Below are 19,593 nucleotides of genomic sequence, written 5' to 3' on the forward strand. Positions count from 1 at the left end.
CTTTTCCTTATTAAGGAATACTATCAATAATAATTTCAGCCAAATTTATTTTAGCATCTAAATTATTCATTATTGTATTTGTAACTATTACCTTATTAATTATTTGGTTTACCTTAATTTTTTTGTCATCGTCTTTATTGTCGATTACCATAACATCTAAGAAATCCTTATATAATGATGCAACTCCAACAGATGAAACTTCAATATCCAATGCTTTCATAAATTTACTGGCCGGACCTGAAACAGAGTCTGAACCTATAATCGGAGATACGGCAATAACATAGGTATCTTTTAAAGCCTCACGAACACCTTCCAATGACAGGATTGGTGAAATTGAAGTAATCGGATTTGAAGGACCAATAATTACAGCATCAGAATTCCTAATCAATTCAATGATTCCTCTTGTTGGAGACACTTCAGAAAACTTGAGGTCTAAAACTTCAGGTTGGGACTGATGCTTGATTAAAAAATCATGAAACTCCAATTCGCCCATATCTGTGATGATTTTAATTTCAGAATCATCTTCGCTCATTGGAATGACTCTTGATTCAATACCCATATTTTTTGCTTGAATCTCGACAGCTTTTAAAAGACCATGCTTTTTCATTAATTGTGTCTTCTGTATTTTGGTTGCACGGTCAATATCTCCAATTCTAAGTAGTTCCGGACATCCGATTTCTGCAAGTCTTTCATTAGTGACGAAAGTATCACCCTTAACGCCGTACCATAATTCGTCGTTAATCATATCTGACATTGTATACAGAACAGTATCAATGTCCGCTGAGACATAAACACCTGAAAAGTAATCATTTTCTAATGTATTTACAATAATCGCCAGTTCAGAAGGATTTATAATTTCCTTTAATCCTTGCAATAATTTTGGAGTGCCAGTTCCCCCAGATAAAACAGTAATCATAATATCACTTATTTTCTAAATACATCAAACTCTTTTGGCATGAGAACGGATTTGATGTTTGAATTTACATCTCTCAATTTATCAAAACTATCAAAACCACGAACGATAACGACCGGAAGACCTTCATCTGCCTGACCCATTATAAGAGATGCCGCAGATGCCAATTCATCGCAAGTTGCAATTTCAGTAGTTTCCAATTCCCTACCGTACAAATCCTTTTCACCGATTCTTTTCCAGATAGGTGAAATTCCAGAACATCCTATTGCAGTTCCAATAGCTCCAAATCTAAACGCTCTTCCTTGAGTATCCGTAATGATAACTGCAATTTCCACGCCGAATTCATTTTCTAAAAATTCACGAATTTGGAATGCAGACTTATCTGCATCCTTAGGCATAGGGGTGGCTAAACCATCGCCAACATTTGACTCGTCAATGCCCGCATTAGCACATACAAAGCCATGAATTGTTTCAGTGATGATGAAATTAGGTCCCACTTCCACAATTTCATTTGATTGTTGTATTATGGCTTCAACCAATTTAGGATCTTTTTTACATTGTTTAGCCAATTCCATTGCTTGGGTAGAAGGGGTCAAACCATCCAGTTCTATAAAGTTCTCTTCCGCTTTTGAAATTAAGGTTTCAGCAATCAATACAATGTCCCCATGGTTGAGATTGCAGCCCTGCTTTTCAACAGCTTCCTTAATAATTTCTGAAATATTGCTACTCCCATCAATAATGGGAATATTCTCTAAACCAAATAATTCAATGCTCATAATAATCATCTGAAAAAATTAAAAAAAAGAAAAATTATGGATTATAGACATCAATAGCCCATTCTCCATCAAAAATTGCTGCTGAAGAGGTTACAGGTTTTTCATAGTTTGCAAATGTACCCTCATCAAAAATAAATTTAGCTGAATCAGCAGATGTTTTCGCTTCAAATTCCACTTCATCAGGTACTTGACTGCCGTATGTTGAAATAAAAGCGGCTTTTCCGTATGGTACCTGTTCGACCAATATTTTTTTATCATTAACAATTCCGATATAGCAATCATATTCATCTTCGTTTTCGCTAGATGAAACAACCGCCGCGATTCTAGGAGTATTATAATCATCCTTTTCATAATCCATTGTAAGCAATGAATATGCCATTGCATCTCTCATATTCATTCCTAAAGCGATTTTATCTGCTATAACATCTGTTTGAGCCCCATTGGATACAATTGCAATATCGTCAACGATACGAATACAATTATATGTAATATAAGGATTTTCAAAAATATCTTTTTCAAAACCTTCCTTCGGAACAATAGCTGAACGGGTTTCAAACTTCAGGCATTGCCTATTAGGAAATGACCTACTTGAAACTCTGTATGCTACGAAAGGTTTGCCATCACAATTCATTCCAGTTGATAAAATTCTTCCTGTATACATTTTCATTCCTCAATTAAAGTTGTGGACGTTGAACAGCTTGCTCTGGTGAGATACCGCTTGGAGTCTTAATATCGATTTCACCAGGTTTAATAATAATTTGACCTTCATCCATTACTTTTGCTTGGACACCAACAGCACTGCCCGATATTGCATCTGAGCGGTCTTGTCCATTTACTGTAACCTTATGCAAATTGGCCACAGGAACTATATAATATTCCTGGTCTCCAGTGACATCAGTGACATTTGGCTTTCCACTCGCATCCTCTGCAACATCTGCAGCGTCCGTTTGAACATCAGTAGCTGAAAAGTTACTTGTTACAACTAAAAATATCATTATAGTGAACAGAATATCAATGAAAGGAACCAGATTGATATTTGGTTTTTGATCTGAAATTTTCTTTTTATGCTTTCCAACATCAATTGCCATATAATCACCTATTGTTTCAGTTTACTTTCAGTAATTTCAGCATTAACATTACATTTTTCCAATATGATATTTGAAATACTTTTATCCAACATACTCGGTTTGAAAGAAACCTTAATATTTGCATAAGGATCTGAAATTAATCTGGTGTTTACAACGCCTTCTGCTTCCTGCAATGCATCAAGAGCACATTCCACATTTGAATCCACTCTTACTTTAACTACAGCATATCCCCAGTTGGTCATTTTTGTAGCAAGCTCAATTTTATCCATTTCAGCTTCAATGAGCCCTTGGATATAAGTATAAAGTGGCAATAATACAATAGCAACGAAAAGACCCATGATGGTAGTTGTTAAAGCAACATAAATCCCTTCAGCCATCGCAGCAGAGTCAGGGTGAACACCTAATGACTTAAAGGTCATCCAAATACCAATAACAGTACCTATCAAACCTAAAAAAGGAGCTAGTTCAGTTATTGTTTTAATTGTGTTTAACCCTTTGGTCATTTTGGCAACTTCAACGATGAAAATCTGCTCCATACTTTCCTCAACTTCGGTTTTATTTTTATAACCTATCTTTAAAGTTTCGGAAATAATCCTGGAAATAGGGTTTTTATAATTGTTGATTTGCTTTAAAGCTTCAACAGCACCGCCCCTTTCCATGGATGCTGTAACAATACCAAAAATTTCAGTTGTATCTACTTTACTAATTTTTTTTAGATATGCAATCTTTCTTAATGCGATAATAATACCATAAACACCAATGAAGAGAATTACATATGCGATAATTCCTCCCTGTGTAAAAATATCGACTACCCCATCAATAAAAGGCATTATAAACTCTATAATCATTTTCATCCTCTATACAATTACATTGAATAATTTACTTATAAAAATAGTTTTATCCATTCATATACTTAAATATTATTTAAAAAAAAGAGAAAAGTCATTTCATTTTAGAAACAGTAGCCCAAGAGCGTCTAACAAAATCGGGCATTTCATCATAGGTATAATTTTCTAAAAATTTTTTTGTTGTGGGATCTGAAGGATAACCGGAACCTATGCCTCCTTGTTTGATATACTCCTTATTTATTTCAGCAATATGCAAATCCCTTTCGGCTTTTGCTATGATTGAAGCTGCACTAACTTCCACATATTTGTCATCAGCCTTATGTTCAGCAATGACATCAATACCTGTATCGTTGCGTAAGTTTTCCTGAAATCTCTCAGCTTTAACATCAACGGCATCAACAATAGCTTTTTCAGGCTTCAATTTTAAAAGAATACTCTCCATTGCATTCTTTTCGATTTCATTAAGGTTGATACCACTGGCCCTCATCTCATCGATTTCACGAGCGGAAATTACAACAATTTCATAATCAAACATTTTACGTAATTTCCGAGATAGGATAGTGCGTCTATTTGGAGTAAGCCTTTTAGAATCCTTTACGCCCATCCTTTCAAGGACCTTTTCCATTTTTTCAGGAACAATAATCCCAGCAATAACCATAGGGCCTAAAACAGACCCTCTACCAGCTTCATCTATACCTAAAATATCCATAAAAATCAGTAATAAAAAAAGAAAAAAGGAAATAAATATATTATTTATTTCATAGCTTTTAAACGAACTTCCGGTTCTAAAGCGAGTGGTTCAGCAGCAACAATAGCTGTACCTTTTGCTACAACAGTCATTGGGTCATCGGAAATTTCTATAGGAATTCCGATTTCATCAAAGATTCTGGTTTTGATACCACGGAGTCTGGAAGTTCCACCAACTGCAACTGCATTGTTGTATACGCCCATCATTAATTCCGGAGATAATCTTTCTAATATTAAATTTAAACCACCGACAATTTGTTGCATATATGGTTCGACAGCCTCTGCAACAAGCACTGAATCAATGATAACTTTTTTAGGCCTGTTAGTCTCTAAGGATTTACCTATGACTTCAACACTTAAGTTTTCAAGTTGTTCTGAACATTGGACCATACCAACTTCTATTTTTGCAGATTCCGCATCATGAATACCAATAGCTACATCGTATTTTTCTGCTACAAGCTCGACAATTCTATTATCAATATCGTCTCCACCACATCTAACTGTTTCAATATCGTTAATACCACCAAGAGAAATAATCACCACATCAGTTGAACCTGCACCAATATCCACAACCATAGTTCCGTTAGGTTCTGCAATAGGCAAACCTGCGCCGATAGCAGCAGCTAATCCTTCACTAATGACCAAAATATTTTGTGCACCGGCTTTTCTACCGATTTCTTCAGCAGCATTCTTTTCTACTTCAGAAGCATCACCAGGAATACCAATGACAATTCTTCCAACACTTTCCCCTTCATTAATACCAATTTGCATAGCCTTAATTAGTAAAGCTTGTGCTTGAACAACGTTTTCTATTACTCCTTTTTTCAAAGGTCTTACTGCAAGAATATCTTCAGGAGTTCTTCCAAGCATCCTTTTAGCTTCTTCACCGACTGCTAAAACTTCTGAAGGATCATCTTTTTTAACTGCTACAACAGATGGGATTTGGTATAAATCAAATTTATCACCTGAAGGTTTTGCAATTACAGTATTTAAAGTTCCTAAATCAATTCCTAAACTATTGCTGATGACTTTAGTGTCAAAAACTTGTGGTTCTTCCTCTTCTCTTCCAAAAATATTCATGATTATTCCTCCGTTACAATATCTTTAAAATCTATAACGAAAATTCTGTTAGATGTAGCTATACTTTGAACTTTCCTAATGTCTTCATCTCTCTCAACTGAAATTAAAATTGTTGATAAAACTACTTCATTTGCATTATAAAATGGCTTTAAAGCAGATTTGATGAAATTAGGTAGTTTAACTTCGTCACTTAAATTCATATCAATGAAGCCAGTTGTCTGCGATTCCTGTAATATCGCAAAAGGCATTCTTGTTTTTTCGATTTTTGATACAACATCTCTGATGGTATCATCGGGCGCAATTAATACCATTAAATTTGATTCATCAGTAAGGTACTTTCTTAAAACCCTAACATAAGCCCCTCCGCATTGTCGGGAATATGTTTTGAATTCATCAATGAGAATGGAATTTCCATAAAGCATGATGAAATCAAATTTTTTATCAAGATTGCCTTCCTTTAATATAACATGTTCGCGAAACAGTATTTTCACACTGTGATTAGATGCAATAGCCCTATAAGCCATCTGGTCAACTAAATCAGCGTTTCCTGCAATAATACACCAGGTTTTTTCAATTTCACTGGGACCATCAGGTGAAGCTCTTGCAGCCTGCATAAGAACACGTATATTATTTTCTATCATTTAATTACTCGCATCAATATTAATCTAAGTTCATTTGACTAAAACACGCCTAATTTCCATTTAAAATTTAAATTTAACATTTAAACTTAAAGAAATGGCTAACTGAATGTTAAAGTCTAACAATTAATATTTATTAAAAATATTATTATATATATTTTATCTTTTAAGGTTACATTTTAAAAAAAATGGAAAAATATAATTTAAAAATAAAAAAAAAGCAAAAAAAAGTAAATAAAAACGAAAACATAATAATTACTATAAGTAAATTATTTAAAAATTAAATAATAAGTTATTTAAAATAAAAATAACAGAAGTTATGCAATAAATTAATGAACAGATGAGAATAAAGTGAAAAAAAAGATAAAATTAATAAGAAATAAAATTAAATCTAATAGTGGAGTTTGAATATGAATATTAAGGATACGAATATGAAAAATTTTATAGCAATTTCAGATTTCATATCATTATTGAATATGAGTTCAGGATTTCTGGCCATAATATGTTCCATAAACAAGGATTTTCACATGGCTGCAATTCTAATGATTATTGCAATCATATTCGACTCAACAGATGGTTGGGTAGCACGTAAAATAAATAGACAAGATGAACTAGGCTTTGGGAAAAATATCGATTCATTATCAGATATTGTTTCATTTGGAGTTGCACCATCAATATTTCTTTATACATGCATTAACACCACCCCAAGCATATTTCAAATAATAGTAATATTAACCAGCTTATTAATTGTCATCTGCGGAATATTAAGATTAACAAGATATAATGTAATTGCCGGGAAGATTGAAACAAGCGACTTTATAGGATTTCCAATTCCAGGAATATCCCTAATAATTGCTTCATTTTACCTGAGCGGATTATTTAATTCATACATTGCAATAATACTAAGCATAATTGTTTCATTAATTATGATAAGTAACATCAGATATCCGAAATTTGACAATATGCCGTTAATCGCCATATCATGCATACTTATCCTATTACTAATCCTTCAAATTAACATCACACTATTCAATGTCAATATTCCTGCATTTTTATTGCTATTATTCTGCCTATACTACCTAATAATTAATTTAATTAAAAAATGAGAACCCCATACTCCTATTAATTAAATTAACCATCTTGATTATTAAAATTAGGAGTATAAATAATGAATAATAAAAAACCAAGAGATCCATTATACCCAAGAGGTTTTGAAGAAACAGAAGAGCTGAAAAAACAGATTTCTGAAAATTATCCGAAACCAAGTAAAAAAGATGAGGAATTGACACTTTTAAAACGACTGAATCATAAAATTGGAATTTATCTACATCCCAATTCAGTTGAAATAACTGATGATGAAAAAAAGAAGAAAATTGGAGTGATAATTACCACATTAATACTGGTGACATTGATCAGTTCAGCATATTATTTTATAATTTACGAACCCTATCAGGAAGAATTGACACTTGCAAAGACAACAAAGCTTAATGAGCTGCATGATCTGTATTGCGGTGCATTAACAACATCTCCCCACGAATTTTTCCTGGAAAGTAAAATTAAAGATGCCAATAATCCTCATGAAGTCGAACAAATAGACATTATGACTCCCGCAACAAAAGATTGGAAATCATTTCATAAAAAATCCATCAATTCAAATCATGACAAGTACAACAGGACAATGATAGTATACTCCAATGAAAGCAAAAATGTTATTCTTCCCATGAACAAAGCAATGAAAATCGTTAATGAAAATTCAGCGGAAGTGTTGTCTAAAATTAAATTTGAAGAACCGAACACAGTATCAGTACCCATTATGGTTTCAAGATTGCAGGCCGGAGCGGGACTTATTAGCGTAGGCAGCATCGTAGACATCTACACAAACAACAATTATACGAATGAAAGTGGTTCTTCCACAAATTCCAGTCCGGACATAAGCGGATGTACAGTTTTATCAATAATGAGATATGAAGAAAATGGAGAAATTGATTCTGAATATTCCAAATCAAACACAATAGTTAAGGGGAATAACACTAACCCTCATGAAAATACAAAGGAATTCTCATCGGATGTATTGGAGCTTATCAAAGGATCCATACTTAATGGTTATGATGAAAAGGAAACATTTAAAATGTTAGAAGGTTATGGAGTGAAATTATCAAATTATGAGCGGCAAATTAATTTAGGGGATTTGGATGCCCAGTATATGCTTTTAATTGAAACTCCTCAAGACAAAGTGGATTATGTCCTGAACAATATGGATAACATCGTATTAACAATACCGACAAACCATGCCCCTGATTGGATGATTAATGAAATCAACTCAACATACCAAAATTGAATAATATTATTATATTAGATATGACAAAATGACTATTATGAATAAACCTAGAATTTCAACTATAATAGTTATAATTTGTATACTGATTATAGGTCTATATGCAGCTGGGGAAGTAAACTACTTCTCAACAAAAATAGTTACTGAAAAAAATGTTGACTCCCCCGTCATATCAATACCTAAAATTGGTGTCAATGAAAAAATCAATTTTGAATCACTGAATCAAGGTGTTTTGATTGATCCTCCAGAAAAAGTCCCATTGGAAGGACCAATTGTACTATACGGCCATAGAACCCTTCAAGGTTCTCCATTTTTAAGATTAAATGAGCTTTCTGCTGGAGACAAATTACTTCTGGAATGGCCGGGAATTGGAGAAATAGAATACACTGTAACAAATAGTAAAATCGTGCCTGCAACCTACTCTGCAGAGTTTGAAGGTGCTTCAAAAATTTATCTGATAACATGCGATCCAATCGGTTCAACTGAAAATAGATTAATTATAGAAGGGGAAGCCTCAAATCAAAGCCCTATAAATAATCAGATCATTAGTGATAACCCTCAAGAATCAAATGCACTTATGATAACTGCGGCATTTCTAATTATTGGACTTATATTCAGTTTCTTATATCCAAAAGACAATAGGATTTACATTTTAGTAACAGTGCTGATAATATCCGCATTACTGTTCTATTTCTGCCTCAATCCTATACCATCTGAACTAATATATGATAAAATATCATTTTTAAACGGAGGGTCATTTAATTGAACGTGGATGAAAAATATTTTTCTAACATTACCTCAAGAGAAAGGGCAATTTTCGAAGGTGCAATAAGCATGGGTGCATTATTCCACCAATTCGTTGGAACACCCGTCAACAAGAATACCAAAGAGGGCTTAGAGAAAAGCATGGAAGACTCTTTGAAACTGCAGCCTGCAATCGAGGACGTTGAAGTTAAAATCAGATTCGACAAACTTGAAGAATCAATGACTGAATTTGACTATACCTCACTCAATGGTGATATGCTGGATGTTAGAATATATACAAAAGTAGAAAACGTAAAAGCGGTTATAAGAATAGAGTTCATTGAAGAACTAAACTATCCTTTAATGTATGTTGAAAATATTGAAGATTAAAAGTTAGAATATTACTTTTAAATCTTCTAACAATTTTTTTAAATGAATTCTTTTAACATGATTCATTAAAACAATTCTAATTGCCACAGGACATTTGGCAACAGAAACCTTCCATCCGAATTCTTCTAATTTTTTTGCCAATTTTTTTGCTTCAATATTTGGATGGTTAAATGCCACAATATTTAATTCCGGCTCGCATATAACCTCATAGCCAATGCTTTCCAAGCTTTCCTTGAAAAATATTGTATTGTCCATCAAATCTTTAACGATTTTCTGGTAGCCTTCCTTACCAAAATAATTCATGATTGCATAAGTGGCTGCAGAGGATGCGCCTGAACGAGTCCCAACAATAGTTGACTGTGATTTGATGGTTAGATACGGGGAATCTATAGCCATGACTTCCAAATATTCCTCTTTTCTAAAAAGAATTCCTCCTGCAGGAATAGGGGCAAAACCCATTTTATGAGGATCAACCGTGATAGAACATACGCCAGGAAGTGAAAAATCAAAAACAGGCAAATCATATCCCATTTCCCTTAAAAATGGAATTGAAAAACCGCCAAATGCCGCATCAACATGGAAATAGATATTATGTTCCAGTGCAATTTCGGAAATTTCTTCAATTGGATCAATTAAACCTAATTCAGTTGTTCCGGCAATTGCAACAATGGCAACAGTTTTATCTGAAACTAAACTTTTAACAGAATCCACATCTATCTTATAATTATCATCCAACTCGGCTTCAACAATTTTCAAATTTAACATGTCTGCTGCTTTTTTAAATGAAAAATGAGCTGATTCCGGAATGATAATTTCACCATTGACAATACCCTTATATTTTCTGGCATGATTTCTGGCGGCCCTGATAGCCATCAGATTAGCTTCGGTACCTCCGGTTACAATATGACCATATGGATTTTCAATAGACAATAATTCACCAATAGCTTTAATAACCTTATCTTCAATAAGTTTTGTACCTTTAAAAAGTCCAGGATCTCCTAAATTTGTATCTAAAAAGTCATAATAAACTTTTTTCGCAAAAGGATGTGCTTCAGTGCACATTGAACCAAGGATTTTGCCATCGGAATAATCGTAATCCAATTGATGGAATTCAGATAACTCTTTTAAAATTTTTTCTTCAGCCATCGGTTTATCATTCATAAAATAACCTAATTTAACATAATTTGATAAAAATAAAATAAAAAAAAGAAAAGAAAATTATTCTAAACGTTTACGAGCGGCGTCGAGAATAATTTTTTGTTCAGCACGTGCGACAGTTTTCCTCACATCAGCAATAGCGTCAGTATTTGAAGATACACTTGTAATTCCATATTCAACAAGTTTTTCAACAATGTGAGGTACACTACCAGCTTGACCACAAATACTGCATTTAACACCTGCTTCAGCACATTTTCTAATTGTTCTTTCAATTAATTTCATTACTGCAGGGTGCTCTTCAGTATAGTGTTTTGCTACGAACTCGTTGTTTCTGTCAACTGCAAGAGTATATTGGGTTAAATCGTTGGTTCCTAAACTTACGAAGTCTATTCCAACTTTAATATATTCATCAATCATGATTGCAGCTGCAGGAATTTCAACCATCATTCCGAAATCAACATCTTTGTGTGGTTCAAAGCCAACTTCAGAACAAAGTGCTTTAGCCTGTTTAAGTTCTTCAGGACTTTGTGATAAAGGAATCATGATACCAATGTTTGTATATCCTTTTTCATGTAACTTTTTAATAGCTTTAAATTCACATTTAAGGATTTCAGGTTGGTCAAGTTCTCTTCTGATACCTCTCCAACCAAGCATTGGGTTGTGTTCCCTAGGTTCGTTTTCTCCACCTTCCAATGTGATGAATTCGTCTGTTGGAGCATCTAATGTTCTATACCATACTGGTTTTGGATAGAATGCATCTGCTACAATCATAACATTATCTGCAATAGTATCAATCAATTCATCTTCTCTTCCATCAGCGATGAATTTGCCAGGGTGAACACCTGAGGTTAACATTAAATGTTCAGTTCTTAAAAGACCTACACCATCAGCACCGGTTGCAGCTGCTTTTTCAGCAGCTTCAGGCATACTTACATTAGCTTTAACTTCAGTTACAGTAATAATTGGAGCTTCAGCAGCACTAACTGCAACAGGAGCAGCTTCTTCTTTAGTTTCTGAAATTCCTTCAAATACTAATCCTTTTTTACCGTCTAAAGTAACGCCGGAATTTTCTTTTAATGTGCTTGTAGCATCTCCTGTACCTACAACACAAGGAATTCCAAGTTCACGTGAAATAATAGATGCGTGACAAGTTACTCCTCCTTCATCGGTTACAATACCGCTTGCTCTTCTCATAGCAGGAACCATGTCAGGAGTGGTCATAGTGGTGACCATAATGTCGCCGTCTTTAATTTTGTCTAACTCATCAATGTCGAAAACAATTTTAACTTTACCGGAAGCCATTCCAGGACTTGCTCCAAGACCTCTAACAAGAACATCACCTAAATCTGAAGATGAATCTTTGGATTCTTCTACAGAATCTCCTAAAGTAGTGATAGGTCTTGCTTGTAATAAGAATAAATGACCATTTTCAAAAGCCCATTCAGTATCCATTGGTTCACCGTAGTGAGCTTGGACTCTTTTACCCATTTCGGTTAATTCAATGAGCTCTTCATCAGACAATACTCTTTCTTTCCTTTTATCTTCAGGAACATCTACTTTAATACTGGTTCCGTTTTCATCATTAGTGTACATTACTTTTTTATCACTGATAGTAACATTGATTATTTCATTGTCCTTTTTATCAACTTGATAATTATCAGGAGTTACATCACCGGACACTACTGATTCACCTAATCCCCATGATCCTTCAATTAAAGCAATTTCTTCACCAGTGGATGGGTTTACGGTAAACATTACGCCAGCCTTATCAGCATTTGCCATTTTTTGGACAACTACTGCAATGTATACTTTGGAATGTTCAAAGTTATTTTCTTCCCTGTAGAAAATAGCTCTTGCTTCAAATAAGGAAGCCCAGCATCTTCTGATATATTCAATTACTTCATCATCACCAGCAACGTGTAAAAATGTATCTTGCTGACCTGCAAATGAAGCTTCAGGCAAATCTTCTGCAGTAGCTGAAGATCTGATAGCTACATCAGTATCGTCTTCACCAACTCTTTGGCAAAGTTGATTATAAGCTTCACGAATTAATAAAACCATATCTTCCGGAATGGAAGATTCTTTAATCATGTTTTTGATTTCTTCAGCAGCAGCTTGAAGAGCTTTAGTATCATTAATGTCAATTTCATCAAGAATACTCATGACCTTATCATTAATTCCAGCCTCGTCCATGAATTTCTCATAAGCTTGTGCAGTCACTACAAAACCTGGCGGTACTGGAATACCTGCTTGAGTCAATTCACCCAAATTAGCACCTTTTCCGCCTGCAATTCCTATATCGGATTTACTTAAATCCTCAAATTTTATAACATACATGAAATATAACCTCTTGGCTTGAAATATTAATACATTGACAATATCCTAATCAGAAAAGATAGTCAATATTATACTTTAATTTAAATTTCAAAGTTTAAATATTTAATTATAAAAAATAGAATTTTGATAAAAAAAAGAAAATTATTAAAAAAAAGAGTAAAAAAAGAAATTAATTAAAAAATCTATTTAATTAATTCTGCACCTTTGTCAACAACAATTTTACATGGAACTGGCATTTTCATGCCTGCTCTTTTTAATGCAACTTTTGCTTGTTCAAAGTGTCTTTCTTGACAATCAATAGTGATTATTCTTTGATCTTTTTTAACGACAGCTTCAACGCTAATAGGTTTACCGAAAGCATTTCTCATACCGCTTTGAACCCTATCCGCACCTGCACCGGTCGCCATTGGGTTTTCTCTTACAATTTGGTGAGGATATACTCTTAATTTTAAGTGGTAACCCATCCTACCTGCAGCTCTTTGCATTAATCTGTTAGAAGCAACCCTAGCAGCTTCTAAAGAATTGTGTCTAATTTGGGTTGGTTTTTTAACAGCTAAACTTACAGATACTGGGAATTCATCTCTTAAGTTACCCATATCATATTGTACGATTCTTGAATTTGGGTTTTTTCTAATATACTCTTTTCTTGTATAAGCACGAACCATTATAATTCCTCCGAAATAAACATAACATTAAATTCATGTTTTAATTGAATAATAGCTATATAAAAATTAATTTCCAATAACAGCTATATAAAAATTATATATCGTAAAGATAGAATACTTAAATATATTAATTAAGTCATTAATAAATGTTACCATATTATAAGAAAAAATAACTGAAAAATCATAAAAGTGAAATAATGAAAATCAAAGGAAAATTATGCTTAAACTATACGGATAGTGATGCGGCCAACCTAGTATTCAATTCATTGGAAATTGATAACAAAAACTATCTGAAATCTGAATTGAAAGACAATAAAATAACATACTCCATCAATAATGACTCATTGGGAACATTTTTATCAACAGTTGATGATTTAATTTCATCAGAAATTGTTGTTGAAAAAATTATAGAAAATACTCATTAAGACAAACTTTTATATAAATAAAAAAAGAAATATTAACTTATATTATTAAATAAATCATTAAGAGCGTGTAATTTATGGAATGTCATTATCATCCTGATAGGGAAAGCACAGATGAATGTGCTATTTGTGGAAAATCAATTTGTAAAGAATGTGGTTTGGAAATTGCTAAAAAAGTTTACTGTAAAGACTGTTTAGAAAAGATTGTTGGCCTTGAAATAGACCATAGAGAAGATAAAGAGCCTATTTCACAGGAAAGTGATGAAAATATTTACGAACCACAAAATGAAGACATTGATTTTGAAACACCTTATGCCCCTCAAGAAGAAATAGTCCAAGAACCGATACATAGCGGAATTAGTGAAGACTCACCATATAACATTAAAAGCAATATCCAATATAGTGGAGGGCTTGAATCATCTTATTTAGATGAACCATCTCAAAAAACTGAAGAAACCCCTCAAATTACACAAAATGAAATTGATTCAAAAGAGGAAATTGCTGTCCAAAATGATGATGAAGACTACATTTATCCTGATCATAGCTACCAACCTGAAGAAATCAATTCCGCCCAAACTTTAGAAGACAAATATGAAAGATATCTTGATGATTTATACTTTGATGAAGAAGATGTTCCATTAAATGAACAATTAGCAAAAGATGAAGCTCAATTCGGTTCTTTAACCAGAAGAGAATACGCTCCTAGAAAAACAAAAGCTGAAGAACAAGCAATTCCTGGCAAAAAGAAAGCTCCTAAACAGGAACCTCCAAGACAAGAAACTCCTGAAGAAATGGAAGCAAGAATTAGAGCTGAAATTTTAAAAGAACAGCAAGAATCTTCCAATAAGAAAGGTCTTCTCAGAAGGAAGAAAAACAAAGATGTTATTGAAGAAGAAGATTTTGACAAGAACATCCATAATCTAGATTACCAGGATGAAAAAGAGCCTATGGGAATAATTGATGTTTTCTTAACAATCATATTGATTATTGTAATATTAATAGTGATATATTACATAATTTACTTATTCATGTTAAGTTCAACTTACCCAACATTTTTGGATGCAATTATTGCTCTTAAAAATCCTCAAAATGTTATTAATACAATTTTAACTAAATAATGAAATATTTTCATTATTTACTTTTTTTATAAATTTTTCTAAAGCCTCATCATTTTTATAATCCAATATCCTTATGTTTGCAGGATACTTTTCTATATATTGTGAAACTATTTTTTTAGGAATCGGATTTTCCAAAATGCTCAACACCCTTTGATGGAAATGAGATGAAAATCCATATAATATTGATTTTTCCAGATCTTCCAGATTATCATAAGGCCCATTGTCAACAATATTTTTGGCCAGTTTTTCATTGAACAGATTTAAGGATGACAATTCTTCAAGGCTGTAATTATTCGCAGTATCCAAAATGGAATCAACATCTCTTATCCCATAAATTATGGAGTTATTGCTTATTTCTCTTTTCAATACTTCAATAGTCTTTGACGGCATCATATCGGTGACTTCATCAAAATTATCATTTAAAATACTTTCACGAATAAGTGTTCCGCTCACGCCTTCAATTCTTTTGACGAAAATAAATTTATTTTTATAGTCGAAGCCTATTTTGCTTAAAGAATTTGAAAAGGAAGTGATTACATAATTATCCTCTTCAAGCTTATCCCTTAGTAGTACTTCATTGGTTGTTTTATCTATAATCTTGTAAGGCTTTGGAGCGATATGATGACCCGAATTAATTCTTTTAAGTATTTCGTCAAATCCTTCGACCGGCTTATATCCCCTTGGTATATATGTGGTATTCAAAGCTTTAAACATCTTACAAAGGCATAATGAATACTGGCCGGATCCCATAATCCCCATTGGAGGACCTTCAACTACAACATCCGCACCAACAGAAATTGCAATTTCTGCCCTAACTTCCCTTGGCAGTATATATGGAATACCTCTACCACTCCTTTCAAATAGGCCCGGCACAACAGCTACAAATAACGAGTCAGGAAACATATGTTTTGCAGTTTTCATGCAATGAAAATGACCGTTATGTAAAGGATTGTATTCAGTGAAATCCGCTACCAAAGTATCATCAGAAGTTTCATCAGAATTTGCAAAATCCATATCCAAATCATCATAAAATAATTTCATATCTCTGCTAAGAATATCCGAAACTTTAGACATGAGAATAAATATAAATCTTAACTTAAAAAAAACTTATGATTTAAAAATATGAAAAAACATAAATGAAACTATAAACTTAGGGAGATTAACAATGGATTTAGTAATTAAAAATTGCAGACTGGTTGACAGGCTTGGTGAATATTATATAAAAGTAGAGCAGGGAAAGATTGCAGACATCTCAAAAACACCCCTTAATGGCGATGAGACAATTGACATTAAATGCAACTACATCATGCCCGGCTTTATCGACCCCCACATACATTTCAGAGATCCTGGATTAACTCAAAAAGAAGATTTTAAGACAGGAAGTTTAAGTGCGGCAAATGGGGGTTTCACCACAGTTATAGATATGCCAAACACCATCCCGAAAACCAACACCTACAAGGCGCTCAAAGAAAAAATTGAAATTGCAAAAAATAAATCAGTTGTCAATTTTGAACTCCAGGCCGGAACCAGCACCCTTAAAGAGATGCAAAAAATGATGGAACTTAATCCCATATCATTTAAAATATTCATGGATTTGGAAAGTGATGAAAGCTTGGAAAACATATTCAAAGACTTATCCGCTTTGAAAGACACTACCTCATACAGCGGCCTTGTTGCAACACACTGCGAAAAAAAATCCATTGTGGAGGAAGAAACCTCCCGATTAAAACAAAAAGAGAAAAATGAAGCTATCGATTATACATATGCAAGACCTGCTGCAAGTGAAGACGAATCCGTAAAACAGGCAATTGAACTTGCAGGAAAAAATGATTTAAAGCTTCATATTTGCCATCTAAGCTCAATTAAATCACTTGATCTGGCAAAAAATGCAAGCAAAAATATGCCTATATCCTGGGAATTTACACCTCATCACCTGTTGCTTGAAAATGATGCTTACAATACATATGGCACATTCATAAAAACAAATCCTCCCCTAAGACCTAAAGGGGAAAATGTTACCCTAAGCGACTTGGATGAATTTTCAGTAATCGGAACAGACCATGCTCCACACACATTAGAGGATAAGGCAAAAGGAGTTTGGGATTCATCTCCTGGAATACCTAACCTGGAAACAGTAGTTCCATTAATTTTAACAGAAGTGAACAGGGGAAATGTTGACTTGAGCATAATACCGAAAATCTTTTCTGAAAATGCTGCTAAAGTTTATAATCTTAAGAATAAAGGAAAAATAGAAATCGGAAAAGATGCTGATTTTACAGTAATCGACTTGAAACAAGAAGGCAAATTCGACATTAGTGAATTTAAAACAAAAGCAGAATACTCTCCATTTGACGGTTGGGAATATGTCGGCATGCCAGTAATGACAATAGTCAATGGAAAAACAGTAATGAATAAATTATAATTAATTTTTTTTAAAAAAAAGAAAAATAGAGGTGTGTTAACACACCTATTTGTAACATAAAGCGTCTTCCGGACAAGCTTGTATACATTGACCACATAAAGTACAGAATCCTGCAATTGGTAATTTAGGATTTTCTGTTTTATGAATCATGTCGTAAGGACAAGCTTCTATACAGTCACCACATTGATCACATTTAGATGGGTTGAATGCAATTCTGTCTCTCATGACAGCTTCGCCATCAATAGTAACTTCATATTGTTCAACTTTTAATGCATCGTTAGAACAAACTGAAGCACATGCTCCACATCTAATACAGCTTACAAAGGATGGTTCACCATCAGTTTCTACTAAAGCTGGGCAGGACATACCAGTTTTGGTAACTACACGAATAGCTTCAGTAGGACATTTGTTTGCACATGCACCAATGAAATCACATTTTTCTGCGTCTCTTCCAATACCTTCTGCATCTACAGGTGCACCTTCACCCCATTCAATTTCGATGTCTAATGCATCAACAGGACAAAGTTTTACACATAAACCACATGCAGCACATACGCTAGGAATTGCAACAGTTAAACTAGCACTGTTAGCAGAAATGAAATCACCAGGACAAGCTTCTACACAAGTGTTACATCCAATACATTTAGCTGAATCAAAGGTAAATGAAGTAATTTCTTTTGAACGTTTGACAGGTACTTTTTCTGAAATGAAAATTGCATTCCAAGGACAAGTTTGTGAACATAATCCGCATCTAATACAATCGTCATTTACTGTAATTGGGCTTCCTACTTCTTCAAGAGTAATAGCGCCTACAGGACAAGGTTCAACACAAGTTCCACATCCAACACAATCGTTGATGTATACTGGACCTTTGCCTTTGAGATCTAAGTCATATTCTGCAGGTTCTTTAATACCAGGAACACCGATTACATCAACTGGGCAAATGTCAACACATTTTTGACACATTACACAGAAACCTTCAACTTCTTTTAATTTTTCACCGGTGACTTTAAGAGTTTCTTGTGGGCAGACTTCTTCACATTTTCCACAGGAGTCACATAATACAGAGTTGAATACTAATCTTACTTGGGTAATTCCTTCAGCAATTTCGTAATCTTCTGTTTTTAATGCACCTGTAGGACAAACGTCAGCACATTTAGGTTCTTCACCACAAGTGTCACAGTGAATAATAGAGTCAGGTGTTACATCAATAGCTGATGTAGGACAAGTACCTTCACAAGCACCACATTTTATACAGCCATCTTCATTAAATACAATCATTTATAAAAACCCCCTTAAACTTAGAATTTTTTAATGAGGTTTCCTTCACTGTCTACAATATCTACTTCAGCTAATCTCATTTGACTATCCATTGAGTGGGTAGCACAAGATAAACATGGATCGTAAGCTCTGATAACCATTTCCATTAAGTTGAAGATTTTATCATCTACTTCTACACCAGGTTTGATGTAGTCTTTAGCAACTTGGTGAATACCCATTTCCATAGCTGGGTTGTTTTGGATTGTAGCTACAACAATGTTAGCGTAAGAAGTTTGTCCATTGTCATCAGATTTGTAATGGTGGATTAAAGTACCACGTGGAGCTTCTACAATACCTACACCTTCACCTTCAGTTCTTTCTAATTCATCAGGGAATTTTTTACCTGATAAATCTTCTTCTAAAGCTGCTGCAGCACATTCAGCGGATGCTAACAATTCGATGAGTCTAGCATAGTTGAATAATAATGGTGCTTGAGCGTATCCAAATGCATCACGGAAAGCGTTAAGAGCTTCTTGAGCAAGAGGTGCTTCTTTAGGCATTTGGTCACAAACATTGATCCTAGATAATGGTGCAACTCTGTAAATACCTTCTGGGTATCCCATTTCTTTAATGTAAGGGAATTTTAACCAGG

General features: G+C 33.8%; 21 protein-coding genes. 7 read left to right on the forward strand and 14 right to left on the reverse strand.

Going from position 1 to position 19,593, the window contains the following annotated elements:
* Window positions 1-10 precede the first annotated feature (10 nt).
* From cofD to E7Z77_RS05765, 8 genes are all read right to left on the reverse strand, one after another.
* A complete protein-coding gene (cofD, locus tag E7Z77_RS05730) occupies window positions 11-916 on the reverse strand; it encodes a 2-phospho-L-lactate transferase (RefSeq protein WP_292751257.1) in 906 nt (301 codons plus the stop codon).
* An 8-nt stretch (window positions 917-924) separates the two neighbouring features.
* Complete coding sequence (locus E7Z77_RS05735; RefSeq protein ID WP_292751260.1) at window positions 925-1,698, reverse strand: coenzyme F420-0:L-glutamate ligase; 774 nt, start codon at window positions 1,696-1,698, stop codon at window positions 925-927.
* 25 nt (window positions 1,699-1,723) lie between these two features.
* Window positions 1,724-2,350 carry an IMP cyclohydrolase gene (locus E7Z77_RS05740; RefSeq protein WP_292751263.1) on the reverse strand — a complete coding sequence of 209 codons (627 nt, stop codon included), beginning with the start codon at window positions 2,348-2,350 and terminating at the stop codon, window positions 1,724-1,726.
* Between the two features lie 13 nt (window positions 2,351-2,363).
* Window positions 2,364-2,777, reverse strand: a complete 414-nt coding sequence (locus E7Z77_RS05745; RefSeq protein WP_292751266.1) for a biopolymer transporter ExbD — start codon at window positions 2,775-2,777, stop codon at window positions 2,364-2,366.
* Window positions 2,778-2,785: 8 nt separating this feature from the next.
* A complete protein-coding gene (locus E7Z77_RS05750) occupies window positions 2,786-3,625 on the reverse strand; it encodes a MotA/TolQ/ExbB proton channel family protein (RefSeq protein ID WP_292751269.1) in 840 nt (279 codons plus the stop codon).
* 94 nt (window positions 3,626-3,719) lie between these two features.
* Entirely contained in the window at window positions 3,720-4,334 is a 615-nt protein-coding gene (gene rnhB, locus E7Z77_RS05755; protein ID WP_292751272.1) for a ribonuclease HII, read from the reverse strand.
* Window positions 4,335-4,378: 44 nt separating this feature from the next.
* Entirely contained in the window at window positions 4,379-5,452 is a 1,074-nt protein-coding gene (locus E7Z77_RS05760; protein WP_292751275.1) for a rod shape-determining protein, read from the reverse strand.
* 2 nt (window positions 5,453-5,454) lie between these two features.
* Entirely contained in the window at window positions 5,455-6,093 is a 639-nt protein-coding gene (locus E7Z77_RS05765) for a hypothetical protein (protein ID WP_292751278.1), read from the reverse strand.
* A 407-nt stretch (window positions 6,094-6,500) separates the two neighbouring features.
* On the opposite strand from E7Z77_RS05765, the gene E7Z77_RS05770 reads away from it, so the two are divergent.
* From E7Z77_RS05770 to E7Z77_RS05785, 4 genes are all read left to right on the forward strand, one after another.
* Window positions 6,501-7,196 (forward strand): archaetidylserine synthase, encoded by a 696-nt coding sequence (locus E7Z77_RS05770; protein WP_292751281.1) that lies wholly within the window; start codon window positions 6,501-6,503, stop codon window positions 7,194-7,196.
* 62 nt (window positions 7,197-7,258) lie between these two features.
* Window positions 7,259-8,428: a DUF515 domain-containing protein gene (locus E7Z77_RS05775; RefSeq protein ID WP_292751284.1), complete on the forward strand. Its 1,170-nt coding sequence runs from the start codon at window positions 7,259-7,261 to the stop codon at window positions 8,426-8,428.
* 37 nt (window positions 8,429-8,465) lie between these two features.
* Complete coding sequence (locus E7Z77_RS05780) at window positions 8,466-9,191, forward strand: class E sortase (RefSeq protein ID WP_292751287.1); 726 nt, start codon at window positions 8,466-8,468, stop codon at window positions 9,189-9,191.
* The gene (locus tag E7Z77_RS05785) at window positions 9,188-9,559 is read left to right on the forward strand and encodes a dihydroneopterin aldolase family protein (RefSeq protein ID WP_292751289.1); all 372 of its coding nucleotides are present in this window, start codon (window positions 9,188-9,190) and stop codon (window positions 9,557-9,559) included. The genes E7Z77_RS05780 and E7Z77_RS05785 overlap by 4 nt, the downstream gene beginning before the upstream one ends.
* A 3-nt stretch (window positions 9,560-9,562) precedes the next feature.
* Here E7Z77_RS05785 and mfnA read toward each other — a convergent pair whose 3' ends face one another.
* The 3 genes from mfnA to rplJ all read right to left on the reverse strand — a co-directional run bounded on the left by mfnA (window position 9,563) and on the right by rplJ (window position 13,719).
* Window positions 9,563-10,720, reverse strand: coding sequence for a tyrosine decarboxylase MfnA (gene mfnA / locus E7Z77_RS05790; RefSeq protein ID WP_292751292.1), 1,158 nt, complete (start codon window positions 10,718-10,720; stop codon window positions 9,563-9,565).
* A gap of 57 nt (window positions 10,721-10,777) precedes the next feature.
* On the reverse strand, window positions 10,778-13,054 hold the full coding sequence (gene ppsA, locus E7Z77_RS05795; protein WP_292751295.1) for a phosphoenolpyruvate synthase: 2,277 nt from the start codon (window positions 13,052-13,054) through the stop codon (window positions 10,778-10,780).
* A 182-nt stretch (window positions 13,055-13,236) separates the two neighbouring features.
* On the reverse strand, window positions 13,237-13,719 hold the full coding sequence (gene rplJ / locus E7Z77_RS05800) for a 50S ribosomal protein L16 (protein WP_292751298.1): 483 nt from the start codon (window positions 13,717-13,719) through the stop codon (window positions 13,237-13,239).
* Window positions 13,720-13,916: 197 nt separating this feature from the next.
* Between rplJ and E7Z77_RS05805 the strand changes: the two genes are divergently transcribed.
* A complete protein-coding gene (locus tag E7Z77_RS05805; protein ID WP_292751300.1) occupies window positions 13,917-14,144 on the forward strand; it encodes a KEOPS complex subunit Pcc1 in 228 nt (75 codons plus the stop codon).
* A 74-nt stretch (window positions 14,145-14,218) separates the two neighbouring features.
* Window positions 14,219-15,259 (forward strand): hypothetical protein, encoded by a 1,041-nt coding sequence (locus E7Z77_RS05810; RefSeq protein ID WP_292751303.1) that lies wholly within the window; start codon window positions 14,219-14,221, stop codon window positions 15,257-15,259.
* Here E7Z77_RS05810 and E7Z77_RS05815 read toward each other — a convergent pair.
* Window positions 15,248-16,333 carry a nucleotidyltransferase family protein gene (locus E7Z77_RS05815; protein ID WP_292751306.1) on the reverse strand — a complete coding sequence of 362 codons (1,086 nt, stop codon included), beginning with the start codon at window positions 16,331-16,333 and terminating at the stop codon, window positions 15,248-15,250. The genes E7Z77_RS05810 and E7Z77_RS05815 overlap by 12 nt on opposite strands.
* Before the next feature lie 91 nt (window positions 16,334-16,424).
* On the opposite strand from E7Z77_RS05815, the gene pyrC reads away from it, so the two are divergent.
* Complete coding sequence (gene pyrC, locus E7Z77_RS05820; protein WP_292751309.1) at window positions 16,425-17,681, forward strand: dihydroorotase; 1,257 nt, start codon at window positions 16,425-16,427, stop codon at window positions 17,679-17,681.
* A gap of 45 nt (window positions 17,682-17,726) precedes the next feature.
* Here the strand turns inward: pyrC and E7Z77_RS05825 are convergent, their stop codons facing one another.
* Window positions 17,727-18,962 carry a 4Fe-4S binding protein gene (locus tag E7Z77_RS05825; protein WP_292751311.1) on the reverse strand — a complete coding sequence of 412 codons (1,236 nt, stop codon included), beginning with the start codon at window positions 18,960-18,962 and terminating at the stop codon, window positions 17,727-17,729.
* A 20-nt stretch (window positions 18,963-18,982) separates the two neighbouring features.
* Window positions 18,983-19,593: nickel-dependent hydrogenase large subunit (locus E7Z77_RS05830; protein ID WP_292751314.1), on the reverse strand; the 611-nt coding region annotated here is incomplete at its 5' end.

The organism is Methanobrevibacter sp., from assembly GCF_015062985.1.
Lineage (GTDB): Archaea > Methanobacteriota > Methanobacteria > Methanobacteriales > Methanobacteriaceae > Methanocatella.

Coding starts and splice junctions, on each gene's coding strand:
- E7Z77_RS05805 (WP_292751300.1), top strand. CDS start 13,917: ATGAAAATCAAAGGAAAATTATGCTTAAACTATACGGATAGTGATGCG.
- E7Z77_RS05775 (WP_292751284.1), top strand. CDS start 7,259: ATGAATAATAAAAAACCAAGAGATCCATTATACCCAAGAGGTTTTGAA.
- mfnA (WP_292751292.1), bottom strand. CDS start 10,720: ATGAATGATAAACCGATGGCTGAAGAAAAAATTTTAAAAGAGTTATCT.
- E7Z77_RS05810 (WP_292751303.1), top strand. CDS start 14,219: ATGGAATGTCATTATCATCCTGATAGGGAAAGCACAGATGAATGTGCT.
- E7Z77_RS05760 (WP_292751275.1), bottom strand. CDS start 5,452: ATGAATATTTTTGGAAGAGAAGAGGAAGAACCACAAGTTTTTGACACT.
- E7Z77_RS05780 (WP_292751287.1), top strand. CDS start 8,466: ATGAATAAACCTAGAATTTCAACTATAATAGTTATAATTTGTATACTG.
- E7Z77_RS05770 (WP_292751281.1), top strand. CDS start 6,501: ATGAATATTAAGGATACGAATATGAAAAATTTTATAGCAATTTCAGAT.
- rnhB (WP_292751272.1), bottom strand. CDS start 4,334: ATGGATATTTTAGGTATAGATGAAGCTGGTAGAGGGTCTGTTTTAGGC.
- E7Z77_RS05740 (WP_292751263.1), bottom strand. CDS start 2,350: ATGTATACAGGAAGAATTTTATCAACTGGAATGAATTGTGATGGCAAA.
- E7Z77_RS05825 (WP_292751311.1), bottom strand. CDS start 18,962: ATGATTGTATTTAATGAAGATGGCTGTATAAAATGTGGTGCTTGTGAA.
- E7Z77_RS05750 (WP_292751269.1), bottom strand. CDS start 3,625: ATGATTATAGAGTTTATAATGCCTTTTATTGATGGGGTAGTCGATATT.
- rplJ (WP_292751298.1), bottom strand. CDS start 13,719: ATGGTTCGTGCTTATACAAGAAAAGAGTATATTAGAAAAAACCCAAAT.
- cofD (WP_292751257.1), bottom strand. CDS start 916: ATGATTACTGTTTTATCTGGGGGAACTGGCACTCCAAAATTATTGCAA.
- E7Z77_RS05765 (WP_292751278.1), bottom strand. CDS start 6,093: ATGATAGAAAATAATATACGTGTTCTTATGCAGGCTGCAAGAGCTTCA.
- E7Z77_RS05815 (WP_292751306.1), bottom strand. CDS start 16,333: ATGTCTAAAGTTTCGGATATTCTTAGCAGAGATATGAAATTATTTTAT.
- E7Z77_RS05735 (WP_292751260.1), bottom strand. CDS start 1,698: ATGATTATTATGAGCATTGAATTATTTGGTTTAGAGAATATTCCCATT.
- ppsA (WP_292751295.1), bottom strand. CDS start 13,054: ATGTATGTTATAAAATTTGAGGATTTAAGTAAATCCGATATAGGAATT.
- E7Z77_RS05745 (WP_292751266.1), bottom strand. CDS start 2,777: ATGGCAATTGATGTTGGAAAGCATAAAAAGAAAATTTCAGATCAAAAA.
- pyrC (WP_292751309.1), top strand. CDS start 16,425: ATGGATTTAGTAATTAAAAATTGCAGACTGGTTGACAGGCTTGGTGAA.